This window comes from Pseudoalteromonas sp. McH1-42 (assembly GCF_022347845.1).
Classification (GTDB): domain Bacteria; phylum Pseudomonadota; class Gammaproteobacteria; order Enterobacterales; family Alteromonadaceae; genus Pseudoalteromonas; species Pseudoalteromonas rubra_D.
Window position 1 is genome coordinate 73,930 of the sequence record NZ_JAKRFU010000019.1, and the last position, 19,232, is coordinate 93,161.

Genomic DNA, 19,232 nt, shown 5'->3' on the forward strand with positions numbered 1-19,232 from the left:
ACCCATGAGAAGAGCCGTTATTACGGGTATCGGTGTAGTGTCAAGCATCGGTAACAACAAGCAAGAAGTACTAGAGTCTTTGAAAGCGGGTAAAAGTGGTATCGCTTTTAACCAAGAGTTCGCAGACGTAAATCTGCGCAGCCAGGTATCAGGCAAGCTGGATATTGACGTGAAGTCTCTGGTTGACCGTAAAGCACATCGCTTTATGGGCGACGCAGCTGCATTTTCTTATATTTCAATGGCACAGGCGATTGAAGATTCAGGTTTGGCACCTGAGCAAGTTTCACATGAGCGTACTGGTCTGATCGTTGGTTCAGGTGGTGGTTCATCTAAGTATCAGGTTGAAGCCGCGGACATTCTGCGTGAGAAAGGCGTAAAGCGTGTAGGTCCTTACATGGTACCGCGCACGATGGCAAGTACAGCTTCAGCTTGTCTGGCAACACCTTTTAAAATCAAAGGTGTAAACTATTCAATTAGTTCTGCCTGTGCGACTTCCGCACATTGTATCGGCAACGCTGTTGAGCAGATCCAACTGGGCAAGCAGGACGTGATCTTTGCTGGTGGTGGTGAGGAGCTACACTGGACTCTGGCAATGGAATTCGACGCTATGGGTGCCTTGTCAACCAAGTACAATGAAGCGCCAGAAACGGCTTCTCGTACATATGATGCAAACCGTGATGGTTTCGTTATCTCTGGCGGTGGCGGTATTGTGGTCGTTGAAGAGCTTGAGCATGCACTGGCACGTGGCGCACACATCTATGCAGAGATTGTAGGATACGGTGCGACGTCTGATGGTTATGACATGGTTGCGCCGTCTGGTGAAGGTGCTGTGAGATGTATGAAGCAGGCGATGCAAGATCTCGACGGCCCAATCGATTACCTGAACACACATGGCACGTCTACACCAGTTGGTGATGTGAAAGAGCTGGGCGCTATTCAGGAATTATTTGGTGATAATTCCCCTGCGATTAGTGCAACTAAAGCAATGACGGGTCACGCATTGGGTGCTGCAGGCGTTCACGAAGCTATCTACTCATTGCTGATGCTGGAAAACAACTTCATCGCACCGTCTATCAACATTGACGAGCTGGATGAGCAGGCACAAGGTCTAGATATTGTCACTGAAATGCGTGAGCAAGAACTGAATACTGTCATGTCGAACAGTTTTGGTTTTGGTGGTACTAACGCGACCTTGGTTATGCAAAAGTATAAAGCTTAATGGCCTTTGTCATTAAGCGATAAAAAACCGCCGAAAGGCGGTTTTTTTATGTGTCTTGATATTAGGCTTTATGTTTCATCAGGCGTTCTTTATCACGAGACCAGTCTCTGTCTTTGATGTCGGCCCGTTTATCATGCATTTTCTTACCTTTGGCAAGGTGGAACTCAAGTTTCACCCAGCACTTCTTCCAGTACATGGCAGTGGCGACTAATGAGAAGCCATCACGCTCGGTTGCACCGATCAGCCGGTCTATTTCGCGCTTTTTAAGTAGCAACTTACGGTAGCGCATTGGATCGCATATAACATGTGTGGATGCGCTATTAAGTGGTTGGATCTGACTGGCAAGCAGGTAGGCTTCGCCGTCTTTCAGGTGAATATAAGTATCTGTGATATTGACCTTGCCAGAGCGAATGCTTTTAACTTCCCACCCCTGAAGCTCAATACCCGCTTCGAACTTGTCGTGTAAAAAATACTCATGACGCGCCTTTTTATTTAGCGCTATGGTATTGCTATTTGATTTGTTTGGTTTTTTCTTTGCCATAATGGCTTAGTCTACCTTGTATATCGGCGCGGATCAAAAATTGTGGCTATTTTCGCGCAGTCGCCTGTCACAAACAAGATAAATCTTGAAAACCTTGGTAAAATCGCCTTGTTAGAGTTTGGAGAGCGTATGCCACAAGTAGAAAAAAGTGCGTTAGTGATGTACAGCACACAAGAGATGTTTAACTTGGTCAATGATGTTGACGCTTATCCCGCTTTTTTGCCGCATTGTTCCGGGGCGCGGGTGATAGATACTTCAGATCAGGGTATGACTGCAAGCCTTGAAATCTCTAAGGCTGGTTTGACAAAATGGTTTACGACTAAGAATCAGTACGAAGGTAACCGGGTTAGAATGCAGCTCGTTGATGGTCCGTTTAAATCATTGCACGGATATTGGGAGTTTGTCGAATTGGATGAGCAGGCGTGTAAAGTCTGTTTAAAGCTAGAGTTTGAATTTGCTAATAAGCTAGTTGAGCTGGCATTTGGCCGTATCTTTAATGAAGTGGCAAAGAACATGGTCTCTGCCTTTACACAGCGAGCCAAAATTGTATACGGAGTACGCTCATGATCCAGGTTGAAGTGGTATTTGCGTTGCCCGATAAGGCCACTACGCTCAGTGTCGACGTTGCAGAGGGAACCTCGGTGGAACAAGTGGTTTTACAAAGTGGTATTTTGGAACGATGCCCTGAAATTGACCCGACGAACCTGAGCCTGGGTGTGTGGAACAGAACGGTTAAGCTGAATCATGTGGTACGAGCTGGCGATCGGATTGAGGTATATCGCCCACTTATCGCCGATCCAAAAGAAGCGCGCCGTCGTCGGGCTGAAAAAGCCAAAGAAGAAGGGCGTGCCAATAAAATCACTGGTGGACGCCCATTATCTAATTAGCAGTTAAAGTTCAGGCCGCTGTGCTGACGCGCATGGCCTGATTGCGTTACTTGTCTTCGTCCTTAGGGCTATCTTGCTCGTAAGCCGCTTTCTCATCTGCTAAATCCTGTTTTAGCTTACGGATCTTCAACCCCAGCTCCTGACCTCGGTGTCTAGCGTAATAGGTACAGCCAATAAACATACAGGTGGCAAAAAAGAGCTCAAGTAAAATCAGCAGAATTTCCTGCGGAGACACCCAAAGTAGCGTCAGTCCATGTGTGAAGTAGATCAACACAATGAAGTTGGCCCAGGCATAGGTATACGGCTTATCCTGAATAATGCCTTTAAGTGGCAACAACAGGGGTAAAATATATACCGCAAACACGAAACCTGTGCTGTAGCCCTCACGGGGTGCCAACACAAATAACCATAAAGGCATAAGAATTAACAAGCCCACGTAGCCAATAAGGGCTGAGGCCTGAAAGCGTTTTGTGACGGTTTTTTTAGGGATCTGACTCATGATAATTTATTGCTAATGGTATACAGTCGCTTTGCAAGTGCACGGCAGATTTTTATCTCTGTATCGCTTAACTCACAGCTGTTGTCCATGCCTGCCACATGGGTTGCGCCATAAGGTGTACCACCACTGGTGGTAGAGAGTAGTTCAGGTACATCATAGGGTACACCCATCAGCAGCATACCGTGGTGTAACAGCGGCAAAGACAGATTAAGCAGGGTCGCTTCGTTGCCCCCATGCATACTGCTGGACGAGGAGAAAACACATGCCGGTTTGTCGATAAGCTGGCCTTTGAGCCAAATATCACTGGTCGTTTCCCAGAATGTTTTGGCTTGCGACGCCATCATGCCAAAGCGTGTGGGCGTGCCAAATGCGAGCGCATCGCAGTCAATGAGATCTTGCTTTGATACCACAATGTCATGGGCTTCTCTCGCAACAAAAGTACGAAGTCTGACTTGGGCGCCGTGAAACTCCAGTGTTTCTGCAATTTCATGTGCCATTGCTGCAACCGAGCCATGGCTTGAATGATATAAAACTAAGATCTCAGGCATAGGTTTACAGGATATCCAGTACTGATTCAGGTGGGCGGCCAATGGCGGCTTTATCACCTTTAACTACGATAGGTCTCTCGATGAGTTTTGGGTTTTCCAGCATTGCCTGACGCAAATGCGCTTCGTCGCTGTCTTTGCTCAGGTTCAGTTCTTTGTAGAGTGTTTCTTTGCTGCGCACCAGTTGGTGAGCAGAGGTAAAACCCAACTTTTGTAATAGTGCACTTAGCGTGTCCGAATCGATGGGGGTTTTCAGGTATTCGACGACGTCAGGCTGAATATCACGAGATTCCAGCAGAGCCAGCGTTTCGCGAGATTTTGAACAACGAGGGTTGTGATAAATCGTAACAGACATACAAGATCCTTTACGGTAATGGTACTTATCTAATTTGGCGCAAATTGTATCGTATCCTGTAAGCCCTGCCTATGTTTTTCCGGCTAAGTAGCGGCGTATACCCGGGCGGCGCGGCAGGAAGTTTAGGAGGGTAGACAGGTAGCCGCACCATGAACGCCCGAGCAAAACGACAGTGTTCATGGTACAGCAGGTAAATTAAAGCTTGGCGAGTTCTTTTTGCATATCACGATATTGCGTCAGTAGTGCTTTTAAGCGCAGGCGACGTATGGTTTCTTCCTTTTCCACGTGGTTGAGCGCTTTTTGAATTTCGTCCGCAGCGCGCATAAAGGCCCCGTAATGGCTGAGCAAACTGGCCTGACTTTCATGGTAGTCGGCTTTGGCATCCATCTTTTTGTAGGTGTCTGTGAGCAGTTGTCTTGCCAAAACATGATCTGGCTTTTCCAGCAAAAAGACCTTCAGTAGTTGCTCAGCCAGATCATATTGCTCACCTTTTATTGCTGCATTGGCATAGTTTAGCGTGATCACCTGGTTATTCGGTCTGAGTTGATGTTTTTCACCCAGTAACTTAGTGATCCCTGCGTAATCTTTCTTCGCCAGTAACAGATCGGTATACACGTCCAGATAAAACAAGTTATTGGGGTCAGCACGCAGTAATTTGTCCATTACCGTTTGGGCTTTATCCAGTTTTTCCTGATCCAGGAAAGTAATAGCCAGGCCATATTCCAGGGCGCTTTTGTCCAGTTCTGATGAACGCTTCAGTGCCTGCTCAAAGTACGCCTGTGCTGATTCGCTATCGAGTTGGTATCTGGCAATAACCCGGCTCTTGGCCAACTGGAATTGAGGACTTCTGGGTACATAGCGTTGTTCGTATTGTTGAGCACGCAAACGGACGTCTGATACCCGAGAGTCGGGTAGTGGGTGAGACATTAAAAACACCGGTGCTTTATTTTTAAAACGCACCTGAGCTGCCAGTTTACTCAGGAACTCGCTGGATGCATGTGGATCGAACCCTGCGCTGTACAAGGTCTGCATACCGAAGCGGTCGGCTTCCTGTTCGGCTTTACGGCTGTGAGTAAGCTGACTCAGTGCTGATTGCGTTGAACTGGCCGACAGGATAGCCATGCCTGCATCCGGGGCGATTACAGTTGCCAGAATACCTGTGATCATACCCGCAATGGTCAGAGCACTATTGTCTTTGGCTTGCTGGATCCTGCGCGCCAAATGACGCTGGGTTACGTGGGCAATTTCGTGGCCCAGTACAGATGCAAACTGACTTTCGTTATCGGCCTGTGCCATCAAGCCCGTGTGTACGCCAACGTGACCGCCATAAAAGGCAAACGCGTTAATGTCTTTGTTATCAATCCAAAAGAAGGAAAAAGGAAAGCGTACATCGTTAGCATTGGCAACTAACTTATTGCCGAGTGTTGATAAATACTCATCGAGCACCGGATCCTGCACCAGCTTGGAGCCTGAGCGGATCTGCATCATCATAATTTCGCCGATGGCTTGTTCTTTGTCTATGGGCAACACTTGGACTGCGGATGTGCCCAAATCGGGCAGTTTAAGTGTTGACTGAGCCTGGCCCGGGAGTGAAGTACTCAAAGCCAGGGCACATACAGATGCCTGAAACAGCTTTTTTAACTGCATTCTAGTCCTTATTCATTTCGTCACCCAGCATGATCTTGGCGATGTCTATTTCATCGCTACACGCACGGGCATCTTTTTCGCACAACATATAAAAATCTTTAATTGAGACCCCATCAACCTTGATAACGTTCAATTCTCTTTGCAGCATGTTTAATGTTTTATAGACCACTTTGTGTGCATGCAAAATCAGGGCTTTGTCTGCGGTGTCACCTCTGTCGAAATAAAATGCGATAAATTTATGGAGCTGGTTAAACCGCAGCAGTACTTTCATGGTATGTGGGTCCCAGACGTTAAACTCAAGATATTTATTGTCTTTCAGATAACGATCTACTTTAACGCCCTTGGCGATGGGGTAAGCCCATAACTCAAAACCACGATCAGTAAACACTTGATGAAGCGCTAAGGCCGGTGCCTTCTCGCAGTGGATGATACCGTTGCTGTCCTCATATCCGCCAAGCAGAGATAAATTCCAGTTGCGCTTGTCGAGCAGGCGCTTAACGGCGTGATCAAATCCATGTTGAAAAATACCTTCGCCTTCACTAACTGAAGAGGCGACAAGGTGATAAAATGGTGGCAACTCACCCCAGTTAATTTGTTTTTTAAACCAGTTTATTTCTTTTAAGGTTGGGTTGTCAGGCAAACGCGCCTTGTTGTTTACACCAGGCATGTGAAAATCCGAAAAATCACTATCTCTTTTATAAGGATAACGCATTGACCGGGTTCAGGCTATACGGTTTGCCCACAGAGTAAACCTGAGCCGTGTTCTGGTACAGGCTAAGAGTTGTAACAGGTTGAAAGTAGAATTAAATAAGGCTCAAAACAGCGTGATTGAATGTGATTTGCGACCGTTTCAGTGTCCACAGCTTTTTGTCCAGTTTAAGTGGCAGCTTAAACAAGCGAAAACCAAAGCAAAAGCGGTGCGCTTTTTTTATACAAAAGAACAAGACTTGCGAGATGTAATGCGCTATTTAAACAATCAAGATATGGTATTTCAGCATAATCAACAGTCAGAACCATTTTTTATACAAGTGGAGTGTATAGATGATTGAACTCATTAAATCCTGGTATCGGGCCAAGTTCTCAGATCCCAACTCTGTGACCTTACTGCTGATGCTGCTGGCGATGGCTGCACTGTTATACTTTTTTGGGACATTCATTATTCCCGTATTAGTTGCCATAGTTATAGCCTATTTGTTGGATTGGCCGGTAACGCACCTGCAACGGGTGGTACCCAGCCGGCAGATGGCCACTAATATCGTGATGCTGGTCTTTGTGAGTGTCATGCTGGCACTGATGTTTGGTATTTTGCCCGTGCTGTGGGCGCAAACCAGCAACTTGGTGCAAGAAGCCCCTACCATGATTGAAGAAGGCAAATATTATCTGCTTCATTTACCAGACAATTACCCGAATCTGATATCGACAGAGCAGGTTCAAAACCTGGTGGGAGCAGTGGAAACCAAGTTGTTTGATTTTGGCCAACAGGTGGTCTCTGCCTCTCTGACATCTATAAAAGATGTCGTCGCCTGGCTTATCTACTTAGTTCTGGTGCCTTTGTTAGTGTTTTTCATGTTGAAAGATAAAACCCAACTCACAGCGGGGTTGTTGCAGTTGGTGCCAAAAGAAAGACGTCTGATCAATCAGGTGTGGGAAGAAATGGACCATCAGATCATGAACTACATTCGGGGTAAAGTGATTGAAATTGTGATTGTCGGGTTATCCAGTTTTATTGCCTTCACGGTGTTGGATTTACGTTATGCCGCCTTACTTGGCACCTTGGTGGGCTTCTCGGTGTTGATCCCCTTCATTGGTGCTGCAGTGGTGACTTTGCCTGTGGCTGCCGTGGCGTTATTTCAGTTTGGTGTTGCGCCAGAGTTCTGGACGGTATTGGTGGTTTATGGCGTGATCCAGGCTTTGGATGGCAACGTGTTGGTGCCCTTGCTGTTTTCTGAAGCAGTAGACCTGAATCCGGTGTACATTATCGTCGCTGTCCTGTTTTTTGGCGGCTTGTGGGGGTTCTGGGGGGTCTTTTTTGCAATTCCGCTGGCCTCTTTAGTCAAAGCCCTGCTCAATGCCTGGTCAACACAGCAACAGGAATACCTCGCATCTGAGGCTAAATAATCTATAACAGGTGGCGTGCCTGCGTCACCTCGTTCTTTCATGTCTCCTCCAATGTTATCTTGTACCATTTTGGAATAACGATCTTCATTTATACAGCAAATGATTATTATGCTTGCTGTGCCTTTTGTGTAGAATGGAATAAGATATTCTATATTGTTATAAAGGAGCGCCGTGTGATCCAGTCTGAACAAGACCAATTAATCTACCTCGATGCCAATGCCACTACGCCGGTATTACCCGAGATTGCAAAAGTCGTGGTGCATACCATGCAAGTGTGTTTTGGTAACCCTTCGAGTGCGCACATTACGGGCGTGCAGGCCAAGCACTTGATGGAAGAGGCCCGAAATAAAGGTCGAGAGGTGATTGGGGCGACTAGTGGAGAGCTGCTTTTTACCTCGGGTGCAACAGAAGGGATCCAAACGGCCATCGTTTCAGCTCTGAGTGATTATGTTCAGCGTGCCGAAGAGGTTTACGAAAAGCCAGTTCTTATGTACGGCGCAACGGAACATAAAGCTGTGCCGAATACCTTAAAGCACTGGAATCGATTACTTGGTCTGGATGCACAAATCCTGGAAATACCCGTAGACTCGAAAGGGATACTGGATCTGGACTTTATTGCAGAGCATGTTGAACAGGCAGTGATGGTCTGCACTATGGCAGCTAACAATGAAACAGGTATTAAGCAAGACTTACTCAGACTTGAGCAAGTGATCCGTGAAGGTAATGCGAAAACGGCCTGGATGGTCGACTGTGTTCAGGCCTTGGGTAAGTTGCCGCTGCAATTGTCACAAACCACAATAGATTATGCGCCGTTTTCCGGCCACAAGCTCTATGCACCAAAAGGCATCGGCTTTTTGTATATTCGCAGTGGCAGTCCATACACGCCCTTTATTGCGGGCGGCGGTCAGGAATCGGGGATGCGTTCAGGCACGGAAAATATTCCAGGTATTGCCGCACTCAGTACGCTCTTTGATATGCTGCTGGATAAAGAAAACTCTCCTTTTAATCCGGTTGAACAGCTTGAAAAACACCGCAGCATGTTAGCTGAAGCCATTGAAACGACTTTTAAGCAGGTCACTTTTCATCATGATTTTGCGCTGTCTGTACCAACAACGCTTAACTTCTCGGTGGATCACCTGACTAATAAAGAAGTCATTGATCTGCTGGATGCTGCGGGGATCCGTGTCAGCGGTGGATCTGCCTGTAGTTCAGGCTCAAGTCGCAGCTTTGTACTTGATGCAATGAATGTCCCGGACTGGCAAAGTGAAAATGCCATTCGTCTGTCGTTTGGACCGGCCGATAGTGAAGCACAGATCCGCAAGGCATGTGAAGCATTGACAAGTCTTCAGCCGATCCTGGAAAACAACTGTTTGGTGGTCTCAGACAGCACGGCACCGGAGCAGGAAGCTTGCGCAGTTGGCTTAACTCAGCTACGACATCAGGGAGCCTGCTGTTGGCTGTACGTGACGGCCGATAAACAGGCTATCATTGTGGACCCTGTACCTGAGCTAGTTCCTCGTTTACAACGCTTGCTGGATAAGCAGGGGCTGGGCTGCAGGGCACTATTGAAAACGCATCTGAGTGAACCGGCAAGCGATGCGGTGAATTTGTTATCTCATAACCTGATTGATAATAAAGTAGTCGATGACTTTGGCTGGCCTGTGGACGGCACACATGGTTTATTGCAAGAGTCGCTGATCCAACTGCCGGGCGCTGAGAAAGAGTCGGAAAATCGTTGTTATTTATTGATGCAGGGCGATGATGTGTCTGCCTGTTTTGCCGGAAAGCTGTTACTGCCCCAGGGGCTTGGTGATAGCCAGGGAGAGACAGCATGTGCGGCTTCTATGGCTGAAACGCTATTACGCCTCAATGAAATACTGGATGACAATAGTTTGATCTGTAGTGCACTGGACTATCAACAGTGCTTTGCAATTAACTGGCATGCACAAGTACAGGTTAGCCCGTTACTGGGTCGCCTGCTTAATGGTGCCTGTTCAACCGATGAGTTTATTGAGCAAAAAGCCAGTATGGATAGCGACTCCAGCACATTCAGAGAGCGATTCCTGGGAGCGTTGATGGACTCGGCTGTGCCCGCGGTGAAAGCGCTAAACAGATCTGCCGCAGAAGAGTGGTTGCAATGTCATGAGGGAATGATCATTGATTGCCGGGAACCGTATGAGTCCGATGTATCACGTCGGGGGATCACTGAGTTGTTTGGCAATCTGGCGGTTGGTCGGGTGCTGAATATTCCTCTAAGCAGAATGACGGATGTATTGCGTAATGGGGCACTTGATTCATCGCAGCATTATCTGTTGGTGTGTCGCACCGGCAATCGTTCGATGCAGGCTGGTAATACACTGGCAATGCTGGGGTTTGATCGGGTCGCGAACCTGGCAGGTGGATTGGCATTAAATTAGCGCGCTGAAGCCCCGGTCATGCCGGGGCTAAGTGTTTATTGTGGCGCCGGACCTGTACTTTCCCGTACTACCATATTAGGCGTAAAAGTGGTGGTGATGTCTTTGTCCTGATTTCGACTGCCACGGGTTTTAGAGAAAAGTAGCCTTGCTGCATGTTCGGAAATCACATCATTAGCCTGATGTGCCGTGGTAAGCTTTGGCCAGGTCTGACGCGAGAACGGGGAGTCCTCGAACCCGGAGATAGAAAGTTGCGCCGGGATCTCAATGTTCATTAGGCGAGCCGCAAATAACGCACCAGCTGCCACCTCATCGTTACCGCCTAAGATTGCGGTGATCTTATTCGGATTACCATCTTCAAGTAGCGCTTTAGCACCCTTAACACCGGATTCGAATGAGTAAGTGCCCTTGTGTATGAAGTCTTCATTAAAGGCGATTTGATGATCTGTCAGCGCTTGCTTATAGCCTGCCAGGCGCTCTGTGGTTGATTTGTGTTCTTCATCACCGCAAACAAACGCAATGTGTTTGTGTCCGAGCGAAAGCAGGTGCTCTGTAATTTCATAAGCGGCTGCAAAATCGTCTACATAGATACAGTTTTTCGATTTTTCTTCTGTGTCTTCATTATGGCCCGATAAGAGTCGTACATAGCTGACCCCGAGCTCATCCAGCATATCAATAATGGGTTGTTGCTCAGATAGTGGGGGAGTCAGAACCAGGCCTGCAAGTCGAGAGCGTTTAATCATTGTTGCGATTTCAGCCTGCATATCTTTTTGCTGTGCATTGCAAGGGTGGATCACTAGCTCATAGCCTTCCTCTTTACAGCGCGAAAGTACTCCGTTTTGCATATCTATGATGTAGTAGGCGTTTGGGTTGTCATAAACCAATCCTATGGCAAACGATGACGTGCCTGCCAGGTTACGTGCGGCAGTATTGGGTTGATAATTGAGCTCTTTTACGGCTTGCATTACCTGATCATAGGTTTTTTTGCGTACCGATGGTTCCTTGTTAATCACGCGCGATACGGTTTTCATCGACACGCCTGCATGTTTTGCTACATCGTTGATGGTTACTTTCATCTTGTTTTTCTTCTGTGAGAGAAGGTGGTACTATATTGTGTACAAGTGCTTAACCATGCACTTTATAGCGCGATCATTGCGCATTCCTGATGACTAGCACTCAGGTTTTCACTCGGTATAGTCCGTGCCTTGATTTCATAAAATGATCATTTGTTGTTTCTAGTCTATCCAATTTGCTCTTAAATTAGCAGCAAAAATTCTACCAAATAAATTAATGATACCGGTGTCAAAAAGTCAAAATTGGGGTATTATGCGCAATGTAAAATCGAGAATTAGCTATTTGACAGCGTTGTCATTTTAACTTATGTTTAACGCAATACACCGTTTAACACTTGTGATAAATACAATTTTTATTGTTTTGAAAACGCATCGTCACTAGGGGAATTAATATGAGTTGCCGTACACAACTATCGAGTTGGCAGGCTTTAACAACAGCATCAGAACAACTGAAGACACAACATTTAAAATCTTTGTTTGAGCAAGATGCAACGAGATTTGACCTGTTTTCTCGTCAGATCCCGGGTTTGTTGTTTGACTTTTCTAAGCAACTCATCGACAAAGACACATTTGCACAGCTGATTAACCTCGCTGAACAATGTGATTTGGCTCAGTGGCGCGACAAGTTGTTTGCTGGTGAAAAAATCAATATCACCGAAGACCGAGCGGTGTTACATGTCGCTTTGCGTAACCGTGGTAATACACCGATTTATGTTGATGGCGAAAACGTCATGGACCAGGTTAATGCAGAGCTTGAAAAGCTTAAAGTATTCAGTCACAAAGTGCGCAGTGGCGACTGGCTGGGTTATACAGGCAAAGCAGTGAAAGATGTTGTCGCCATCGGCGTAGGGGGGTCTAACCTGGGCCCGCAGATGGTAACAGAAGCACTGAGCTCCTATGCAGACGACACCCTCAACGTACATTATGTTTCTAATGTTGATGGTGTTCAGCTTGCACATGTATTAGATAAGGTCTCTCCGGAAACCACCTTGTTTGTGATCTCATCGAAAACGTTTACCACCTCAGAGACCATGACAAACGCACGTTCGTCTGTCGCCTGGTTCCTCGAGTCTGCTCAAAACGAAGCCGAAATCGCTAAACACTTTGTTGCTGTAAGTACTAATCTTGAGAAAACGCGTGCTTTTGGTATCGCAGATGAAAATGTATTTACCATGTGGGACTGGGTAGGCGGACGCTTCTCTTTGTGGAGCGCAATTGGTTTACCTATTGCCCTATATTTGGGTTACGACAAGTTTGAAGCCATTTTAGAAGGCGCTTACGAAATTGATGAGCACTTTAAAAATGCTTCATTTGAGCAGAATATTCCATTAATTATGGCGCTGCTGAGCGTTTGGAATACCAGTTTCCTGGGTTATCAGTCGCAAGCCATTTTGCCTTATGACCAGGCACTTCATATGCTTCCTGCTTACTTGCAACAAGGTGAAATGGAAAGTAACGGTAAGCACGTTACCTTTGCAGGTCAAACAGTCCCTTACACCACTGTACCGCTTATCTGGGGCATGACAGGCATCAATGGTCAGCATGCATTTTATCAGTGCCTGCATCAAGGGAATGTCATTGTACCTGCCGATTTTATTGCGTCTGTTAAACCACAGCGCGATGTGGCCAAACATCACGACATTTTGTTGTCTAACTTTTTCGCCCAAACTGAAGCCCTGATGGCTGGGGTGAATGAGCAGCAGGTACGCAGCGATTTAGCTGCGAAAGGCAAATCAGAAGCAGAAATTGAACGTCTGTTGCCACATAAAATTCATGAAGGAAACAGGCCGACAACGTCAATGATTTTGGACGAAGTTGATGCCAAAGCGGTTGGTCGTCTCATTGCGCTGTATGAGCACAAAATATTCTGCCAGGGTATTATCCTTGAAGTTTGCTCATTTGATCAATGGGGTGTTGAGCTCGGCAAAGGGCTGGCAAGCGCCATTGAAGCAGAACTAACGCAGGATGATGTTGAACATCCACACGATAGCTCGACAGCCGGGTTAATCGCGTATTACAAACAAAACAGATAATTGCCGATGAGCAAATTGCTTGTCGGGTGCCCGGTTGCAACCTGGCACAGATGAAAAGAATACCTTTGAACGGGTAGCGCTGGAGTGCTTAGGGCCTGTATTTTTGTGAGAGGAATTACAGTGCCCCTAAGGCTCATTTTTTCAAATTTATTTGCCTTGTCATAACCTGTAAGTGGCAGGTGAGTAAACTGGCTTAACAGAGCCAACAAGCAGTGACGGAACAGACTCTTACTGGGGATGTATGGCGTAGTCGTCACGACGAAGTACATACATAAATCAGACGGGCTAGCCATCACCATCCCTTACCGCACTGCGGCACAACACCATGGTATCATTGTGTGGTGCAAACGAATTCAATTCCAGCAAGAAAGCAGAGTTTGCTAGTCTGAGCGCAGACTGGAAACAGTTTTAACTAACGAGCGTGTGATGCACTCAGCTGCGACGCGCCTAACCTTGTGAGACATAATTATGCTTAATCCTTTTGATATCGTAATTTTTGGTGGAGGCGGCGACTTAGCGTTACGAAAGTTACTACCTGCAATGTATCGTGCGTATCAAGAAGGTAATTTACCTGAAGGCTCACGCGTACTCCCTACCGTCCGGGCGCAAGAACAAAGAGAACAATACATCGCCACGGCAGAGCAAGCACTTAAATCGCACCTTAGCGAAGGTGAGTTTAACACAAAAGACTGGCAGGCCTTTGCCCAGTTCTTAGTGCCGGTGGTGGTGAATGTGACCGAGGCCGATGACAACTGGGACGTACTGAAAGACATTCTTGATGCTGATGGGGAAGAAAAATCACGCGTCTTTTATTTGTCTTTGCCGCCTGCGGTGTATGGGACCTGTTGTGAGTTATTGTCACAAAAGAACCTGATCACGGATAATTCTCGTGTGGTTGTTGAAAAACCGATTGGCTATTGCGGTAAATCGGCTGAGGAAATTAACGGGAAAATTGCGCAATTTTTCGAAGAAGATCAAATCTTCCGTATTGACCACTATTTAGGTAAAGAAACCGTTCAGAATCTGATGGCACTGCGTTTTGCGAACGCTTTGTTTGAAAATCTGTGGGACGCGAAGTCAATCGACAATATCCAAATCAGTATCTCTGAGACGGTAGGCCTTGAAAGTCGTGCTGGCTTTTATGATAAGGCCGGTGCACTGCGTGATATGGTTCAGAACCACTTGTTGCAGCTGCTATGTCTGGTGGCAATGGAATCTCCGTCAAAACTTAATGCCAATAGCATTCGTGCCGAAAAGCTTAAAGTGCTTGAAGCCTTACGCCCCCTGGTTGGCGAGGATGTGGATGACAACGTCGTTCGTGGCCAGTATGTGCCAGGCGATCTGAACGGTAAACTGGTTCCAGGTTACCTGGAGGAGCTTGGTGAGGGGTCAAGTAAGACAGAAACGTTTGTGGCTATTAAAGCACATATCGATAACTGGCGCTGGGCTGGTGTGCCATTTTACCTGAGAACGGGTAAACGAATGAAAAAGCGCTGTGCAGAAATCGTGGTTGAATATAAGCCGGTTTCTCATAACGTGTACGATTCAAGCGTTGGGCCAATTCAGCCAAACCGCCTTGAGATCCGTTTACAACCAGAAGAAAGCATTCAGTTAACGCTGATGTCTAAACGCCTTGATAATCTGGAAATGCAGTTGCAGCCAGTGACATTGAACATTGAGTTGAGTCAACAGTACAGCAAAGGTTTCCACTCAGATGCATACAAGCGTCTGATGCTGGATGCCGCGGCGAATAACCCGGCATTGTTTATCCATCGTGATGAAGTAAGACAAGCGTGGAAGTGGATCGACCCGATTGTTGCACGCTGGCAGGAAAAAGGCACTCCTTCGCTTTACCGCGCGGGATCATGGGGTCCAGAGGCTGCCGATGAGCTGCTGGAAGAAAATAATCACGCCTGGTTTAACGTAGGAGAGAAAGCATAATGGCACAACTGACCGAAGCGTTTTTTGATAGCAAAGAAGCGATGACAGCAAAGCTGGCTGAGCTGTTGAGCAGTACCTTAAGTCAGGCGATTGAAGTGGATGGTCGTGCCTCTATGCTGGTATCTGGCGGCTCGTCACCCGCACCTGCCTACAAGCATCTGTCTAATTTATCTTTACCCTGGGAGAAAGTAACGATCGCCATGGTTGATGAGCGTTGGGTTGACGCAGACCATGAAAAGTCCAATGAAGCTTTCATAAACTCAACACTGTTGCAAAACGAAGCGAGTAAAGCGGCATTTGTGACGATGAAGAATGCTGAGGCAACGGCCATTGCAGGTCAGGCGCAGTGTGAAGGCGCCTATGCTGAATTAAAAGCGCCATTCGATATCACCATTTTGGGTATGGGTCCCGACGGGCACACCGCCTCTTTGTTCCCACATGCAGAGGGGCTAGAGCAAGCATTGCAAACCTCAGAGTTGGTGTGTGCAATCAATGCTAAGCAAAGTGAAGTAACGGGTAGCATTACGGAGCGTATGAGCCTGACTTTGGCTGGCATTGCCAATACTAATCACGCGGTATTGTTGATCAGTGGGGATGCAAAGCGCGCGGTTTATGAAGAAGCTAAGGAGCCAGGCTCCGAGCTCGATATTCCGCTGCGTGCGGTGTTAAATCACCCAGAGCTGAAGCTCAGCGTGTTTTGGTGCCCTTAATTGAGGGTACCCAGTAACAGGCATTAAAAAAGCACGCCCTCGAGCGTGCTTTTTTAATGCCTGGATATCCTTATCGACTAATACTGATTTCACTTAATACCTGCTCTATTTGAAGGAGCAAATATAACGCTAACGGCGTTAAAAATTTCTCATTTAGAACCTTATACCTCAGACATAGGCTCACAAATTTTTGCCTGATTATCGATCCTATCTTCTCGCCTCAAAATAGAAGGCTTAATTAAGCAACTTGGTATAAATTATCTAAAACTGGTGTGCCAGTAGAGGTATAGTGGATATGAAAAGAGAGGCAGTGTTGCCTCTCTGTAGTGAATTTGAGTTTGTCTTTTTATTACAGGGAATTGATGAACACCAGAGCGATGGCCAGCGGACAAACAAACTTGATATACCAGGGCCAAATGCGCCAGAACAGCGATGAAGCAACTTCTGGGTGGCCAGTCTGGATTTCCTTGAGTAGCTTCTGACGGTGCCAGATCCAGCCTACAAAGATGCAGCACAGCATGCCAAGTAAGGGTTGGCCAAACTGTGTGGTTAGCTGCACAACCAGACCAAACAGGGTCGAGAAGTTGAGAATAATCGTTACGCTCACTGTCGCGATAATTCCACCAATGATCCAGGTTGCCTGCGTTCTGGCCAGGGCGAATTTTTCAACCGCGTAGGACACCGGCGCTTCGAGCATTGAAATGGAGCTGGTTAGTGCAGCGATGCTCATCAGTGCAAAGAAGGCAAAACCGACGAAGACGCCAACGCCACCCATGCCTTCAAATAAGGCCGGCAAGACTTGGAAAACAAGCGTGTCTTCTGACAATAATTGCCCGGTTGATGAAAAGATCTCGACGCCCTGAGCCTGTGCCACATACATAGCAGGGATGATTAGCAGGCCAGCAACAAAGGCAATGAACACATCGATTAAGGTGACATATGCACCCAGTGATACGAGATTTTCTTGTTTGCTGATGTAAGAGCCATAAATGATCATCACACTGGTACCCAGCGACAAAGAGAAGAAAGCCTGGCCGAGCGCGCTTACTAGCAGTGCTGGATCCAGCAATGAGGAAAAGTCAGGGACCAGATAGGCTTTTAAGCCAGTTGTAGCACCATCCTGAGTCAGTACATAAGCAATTAATGAGAACAGAATGAGCAGCAACGCAGGCATAAGACGCTTGGACCACTTTTCTATGCCATTTTCGACGCCTTTACTGATGATTGAGATAGTCAGGGCGACAAAGGCAAGCGTAAAGCTGAGATCTCTCAGCAGAGATTGCTCTGAAAGCCACTGTGCTGCGCCTGTTGCACCGACCGTGCTGGCAACGGGCTCAAAGGTTGCACTTAACATCCAGCCTGCCACAATGGCGTAGAAACTTAAAATCAGCCCGGCACAAATGATGCCACCAAAACCAACGAAAAACGCAAACTTCTTTTGCATCGGGTTGTTACCGAGCTTTTGCAGTGAAGACACGGCATTGGCCTGACCATGGCGACCGATCACTAGCTCAGCCATCAGTGCGGGATAAGCCAGACAGAACGCCAGGATCAAATACATCAATACAAAAGCGGCACCACCATTACTGGCGGTTTGAGTGGGGAAACCCCAAATGTTCCCCAGGCCTACAGCAGATCCCGCTGCAGCCATAATGAATCCGAAGCGAGAGCTGAACTCTCCGCGCACACTGCTCATATTCTTATACTTCTCTTTTTTAAAGACGGCGGCAACAATCTACTGTAATTAAAAGGAAATAAAAAGGCCTAAATTGCTTTGATCTAACACAAGTTTTTGCTTAAATCCTGAGCGTAATCCGAAAAATCCAGTAGTGTATCCATCAGTGGTTAGTATCTAGCTGATTTATAGCACAAATCTAACGCTTGTCAGTCAGTCTTGACAGTATTTCTCGGGGCTTTACAGGAAAATGTTAGCGTGAATTTTGCGCCGCCGAGCAGGTCAGATCTGCTGACACTGGCTTGCCCGTGGTGCCAGTCGACTACTTTTGCAACAATGGCCAGCCCCAGGCCGTAGCTTTTTCCTGCCCGGTTACGATGTCCCTGTTCCTGGAAAAAGGGGTCAAACACTTTGGCCCAGTTTTCTTCTTCGATGCCTGGACCATCATCTTCGACGCGAATTTCAATTTGATGATCCAGCTGCTGAGCACTGACAATAATCTGTTTGTTGGCAAAATCGCAGGCATTGCTGAGTAAATTGGAGATGGCTCTGGCCAGCCAGTGAGGATCGGCAGCCAATTCCAGGTTTGCCGGGACCGATACGCTGGCATTGATTTGCTTCTTGGACAGTTTAGGTGCCATCTGTTCAACCACATGACTAATATAGGTGTCCAGTTGGGTGGGAGCAAACTTGAGGAGGTGTGACTTTTGTTCCAAGGTGGCAAAAGACAGATAACTGGCCAGCATATCTTCCATCTGATCAAGGTCTTTCTCCATCCGATGCATCAGGGCATGTACTTGCTCAATATCGTCTTCTTCAAAGGCGGCATCAAAACCGAACCGTAAACAGGCCACCGGGGTACGAATGTCGTGAGATAAGCTGGACGCCATCAACTTATTTTCGGCCAGTAGTTTTTCTATCTGGTTAGCCATGCGGTTAAAGGTCAGCTCCAGATCTTTGATATAGGTAAAATGATTCACCTCGATGCGAGCGCTTAAATCACCGCTGGCAAATTGTTTCGCTGCGCTGACCAGGACAGCAAGTCGTCTGGCTAGGGGCGCCAAAATTACCCACATGAAAGTGCAAATCCCGGCATAAAAGGCCAGGGTTAAAAACACATCAGAATCATATTGTTCAGGTGGTTTTTCGAGTCTCAGTTCAAGATAATCGGGTGCCAGTGAGGGGGCCGACTTGAGTAAATAGTAGCCAATGTCATCCTCCAGCAGCAAGCCTTCTGGCTGCATCATCTGATTTTTTAATTCGACTGGTAAAGCTAATGAATCTCCGGAGCTATAAGTGATGGGCAAGTCAAAATCTTTACTTACTTGTTCCATATAAGCCGTTCGTAGTGTCTCTGGTATGGAGGCGCTTTGATTGGTCACACCGTAAAGTAGTTTAGCCTGCCAGGCAAAGGCGTCTTCTGCAGGTTCAGCTTGCTGGCTCAGGGTATCAAGCAGCCAGCCCAGTACTACGATTGAGATTAGAGCGCTCGCTAATAAATACAGGTAGAGCTTTCTCATCCTTTACTCCAAAGATAAATCCCGTTACATAAGGTAGGCAAGGGAAAGGCTGGGG

At 46.9% G+C, this 19,232-nt stretch carries 18 protein-coding genes; 9 read left to right on the forward strand and 9 right to left on the reverse strand.

The features are described 5' to 3' along the window. The first annotated feature begins 4 nt into the window (after positions 1-4). A complete protein-coding gene (fabB, locus tag MHN31_RS17115; RefSeq protein WP_125563336.1) occupies positions 5-1,219 on the forward strand; it encodes a beta-ketoacyl-ACP synthase I in 1,215 nt (404 codons plus the stop codon). 61 nt (positions 1,220-1,280) lie between these two features. On the opposite strand, the gene smpB is transcribed toward fabB, so the two are convergent. Beyond that, positions 1,281-1,760, reverse strand: coding sequence for an SsrA-binding protein SmpB (smpB, locus tag MHN31_RS17120; RefSeq protein ID WP_010385884.1), 480 nt, complete (start codon positions 1,758-1,760; stop codon positions 1,281-1,283). Between the two features lie 129 nt (positions 1,761-1,889). Here smpB and MHN31_RS17125 point away from each other — a divergent pair, with 129 nt between their 5' ends. Then, complete coding sequence (locus MHN31_RS17125; RefSeq protein WP_125563334.1) at positions 1,890-2,327, forward strand: SRPBCC family protein; 438 nt, start codon at positions 1,890-1,892, stop codon at positions 2,325-2,327. Continuing rightward, positions 2,324-2,647, forward strand: a complete 324-nt coding sequence (locus MHN31_RS17130) for an RnfH family protein (RefSeq protein WP_010385887.1) — start codon at positions 2,324-2,326, stop codon at positions 2,645-2,647. The genes MHN31_RS17125 and MHN31_RS17130 overlap by 4 nt, the downstream gene beginning before the upstream one ends. Before the next feature lie 46 nt (positions 2,648-2,693). On the opposite strand, the gene MHN31_RS17135 is transcribed toward MHN31_RS17130, so the two are convergent. From MHN31_RS17135 to MHN31_RS17155, 5 genes are all read right to left on the reverse strand, one after another. Then, positions 2,694-3,146, reverse strand: a complete 453-nt coding sequence (locus MHN31_RS17135) for a DUF2069 domain-containing protein (RefSeq protein WP_239444884.1) — start codon at positions 3,144-3,146, stop codon at positions 2,694-2,696. Beyond that, entirely contained in the window at positions 3,143-3,694 is a 552-nt protein-coding gene (gene wrbA / locus MHN31_RS17140) for an NAD(P)H:quinone oxidoreductase (RefSeq protein WP_125563330.1), read from the reverse strand. Before wrbA ends, MHN31_RS17135 begins: the two co-directional genes overlap by 4 nt. Before the next feature lie 4 nt (positions 3,695-3,698). Next, positions 3,699-4,046, reverse strand: coding sequence for an arsenate reductase (glutaredoxin) (arsC, locus tag MHN31_RS17145; protein WP_125563328.1), 348 nt, complete (start codon positions 4,044-4,046; stop codon positions 3,699-3,701). Positions 4,047-4,241: 195 nt separating this feature from the next. Then, a complete protein-coding gene (locus tag MHN31_RS17150; protein WP_239444885.1) occupies positions 4,242-5,693 on the reverse strand; it encodes a M48 family metalloprotease in 1,452 nt (483 codons plus the stop codon). A 1-nt stretch (position 5,694) separates the two neighbouring features. Beyond that, positions 5,695-6,360 carry a hypothetical protein gene (locus MHN31_RS17155; protein WP_125563324.1) on the reverse strand — a complete coding sequence of 222 codons (666 nt, stop codon included), beginning with the start codon at positions 6,358-6,360 and terminating at the stop codon, positions 5,695-5,697. A gap of 124 nt (positions 6,361-6,484) precedes the next feature. On the opposite strand from MHN31_RS17155, the gene MHN31_RS17160 reads away from it, so the two are divergent. The 3 genes from MHN31_RS17160 (at position 6,485) to MHN31_RS17170 (ending at position 10,228) form a co-directional block, all read left to right on the forward strand. After that, a complete protein-coding gene (locus MHN31_RS17160; RefSeq protein WP_125563322.1) occupies positions 6,485-6,742 on the forward strand; it encodes a hypothetical protein in 258 nt (85 codons plus the stop codon). Beyond that, positions 6,735-7,811, forward strand: a complete 1,077-nt coding sequence (locus MHN31_RS17165; RefSeq protein ID WP_125563320.1) for an AI-2E family transporter — start codon at positions 6,735-6,737, stop codon at positions 7,809-7,811. Before MHN31_RS17160 ends, MHN31_RS17165 begins: the two co-directional genes overlap by 8 nt. Positions 7,812-7,984: 173 nt before the next feature. Next, complete coding sequence (locus MHN31_RS17170) at positions 7,985-10,228, forward strand: aminotransferase class V-fold PLP-dependent enzyme (RefSeq protein WP_125563318.1); 2,244 nt, start codon at positions 7,985-7,987, stop codon at positions 10,226-10,228. 35 nt (positions 10,229-10,263) lie between these two features. On the opposite strand, the gene MHN31_RS17175 is transcribed toward MHN31_RS17170, so the two are convergent. After that, a complete protein-coding gene (locus tag MHN31_RS17175) occupies positions 10,264-11,301 on the reverse strand; it encodes a LacI family DNA-binding transcriptional regulator (RefSeq protein ID WP_239444886.1) in 1,038 nt (345 codons plus the stop codon). A 389-nt stretch (positions 11,302-11,690) separates the two neighbouring features. Here MHN31_RS17175 and pgi point away from each other — a divergent pair, with 389 nt between their 5' ends. The 3 genes from pgi to pgl all read left to right on the forward strand — a co-directional run bounded on the left by pgi (position 11,691) and on the right by pgl (position 15,982). Further along, positions 11,691-13,331 carry a glucose-6-phosphate isomerase gene (pgi, locus tag MHN31_RS17180; RefSeq protein ID WP_125563314.1) on the forward strand — a complete coding sequence of 547 codons (1,641 nt, stop codon included), beginning with the start codon at positions 11,691-11,693 and terminating at the stop codon, positions 13,329-13,331. Positions 13,332-13,799: 468 nt separating this feature from the next. Beyond that, positions 13,800-15,272, forward strand: a complete 1,473-nt coding sequence (zwf, locus tag MHN31_RS17185; protein WP_239444887.1) for a glucose-6-phosphate dehydrogenase — start codon at positions 13,800-13,802, stop codon at positions 15,270-15,272. Beyond that, a complete protein-coding gene (gene pgl, locus MHN31_RS17190; protein WP_239444888.1) occupies positions 15,272-15,982 on the forward strand; it encodes a 6-phosphogluconolactonase in 711 nt (236 codons plus the stop codon). The genes zwf and pgl overlap by 1 nt, the downstream gene beginning before the upstream one ends. A 349-nt stretch (positions 15,983-16,331) precedes the next feature. Here pgl and MHN31_RS17195 read toward each other — a convergent pair whose 3' ends face one another. Continuing rightward, positions 16,332-17,678 (reverse strand): sodium-dependent transporter, encoded by a 1,347-nt coding sequence (locus MHN31_RS17195; protein WP_125563308.1) that lies wholly within the window; start codon positions 17,676-17,678, stop codon positions 16,332-16,334. Between the two features lie 188 nt (positions 17,679-17,866). Then, complete coding sequence (locus tag MHN31_RS17200; protein WP_125563306.1) at positions 17,867-19,177, reverse strand: HAMP domain-containing sensor histidine kinase; 1,311 nt, start codon at positions 19,175-19,177, stop codon at positions 17,867-17,869. Between the last annotated feature and the right edge of the window lie 55 nt (positions 19,178-19,232).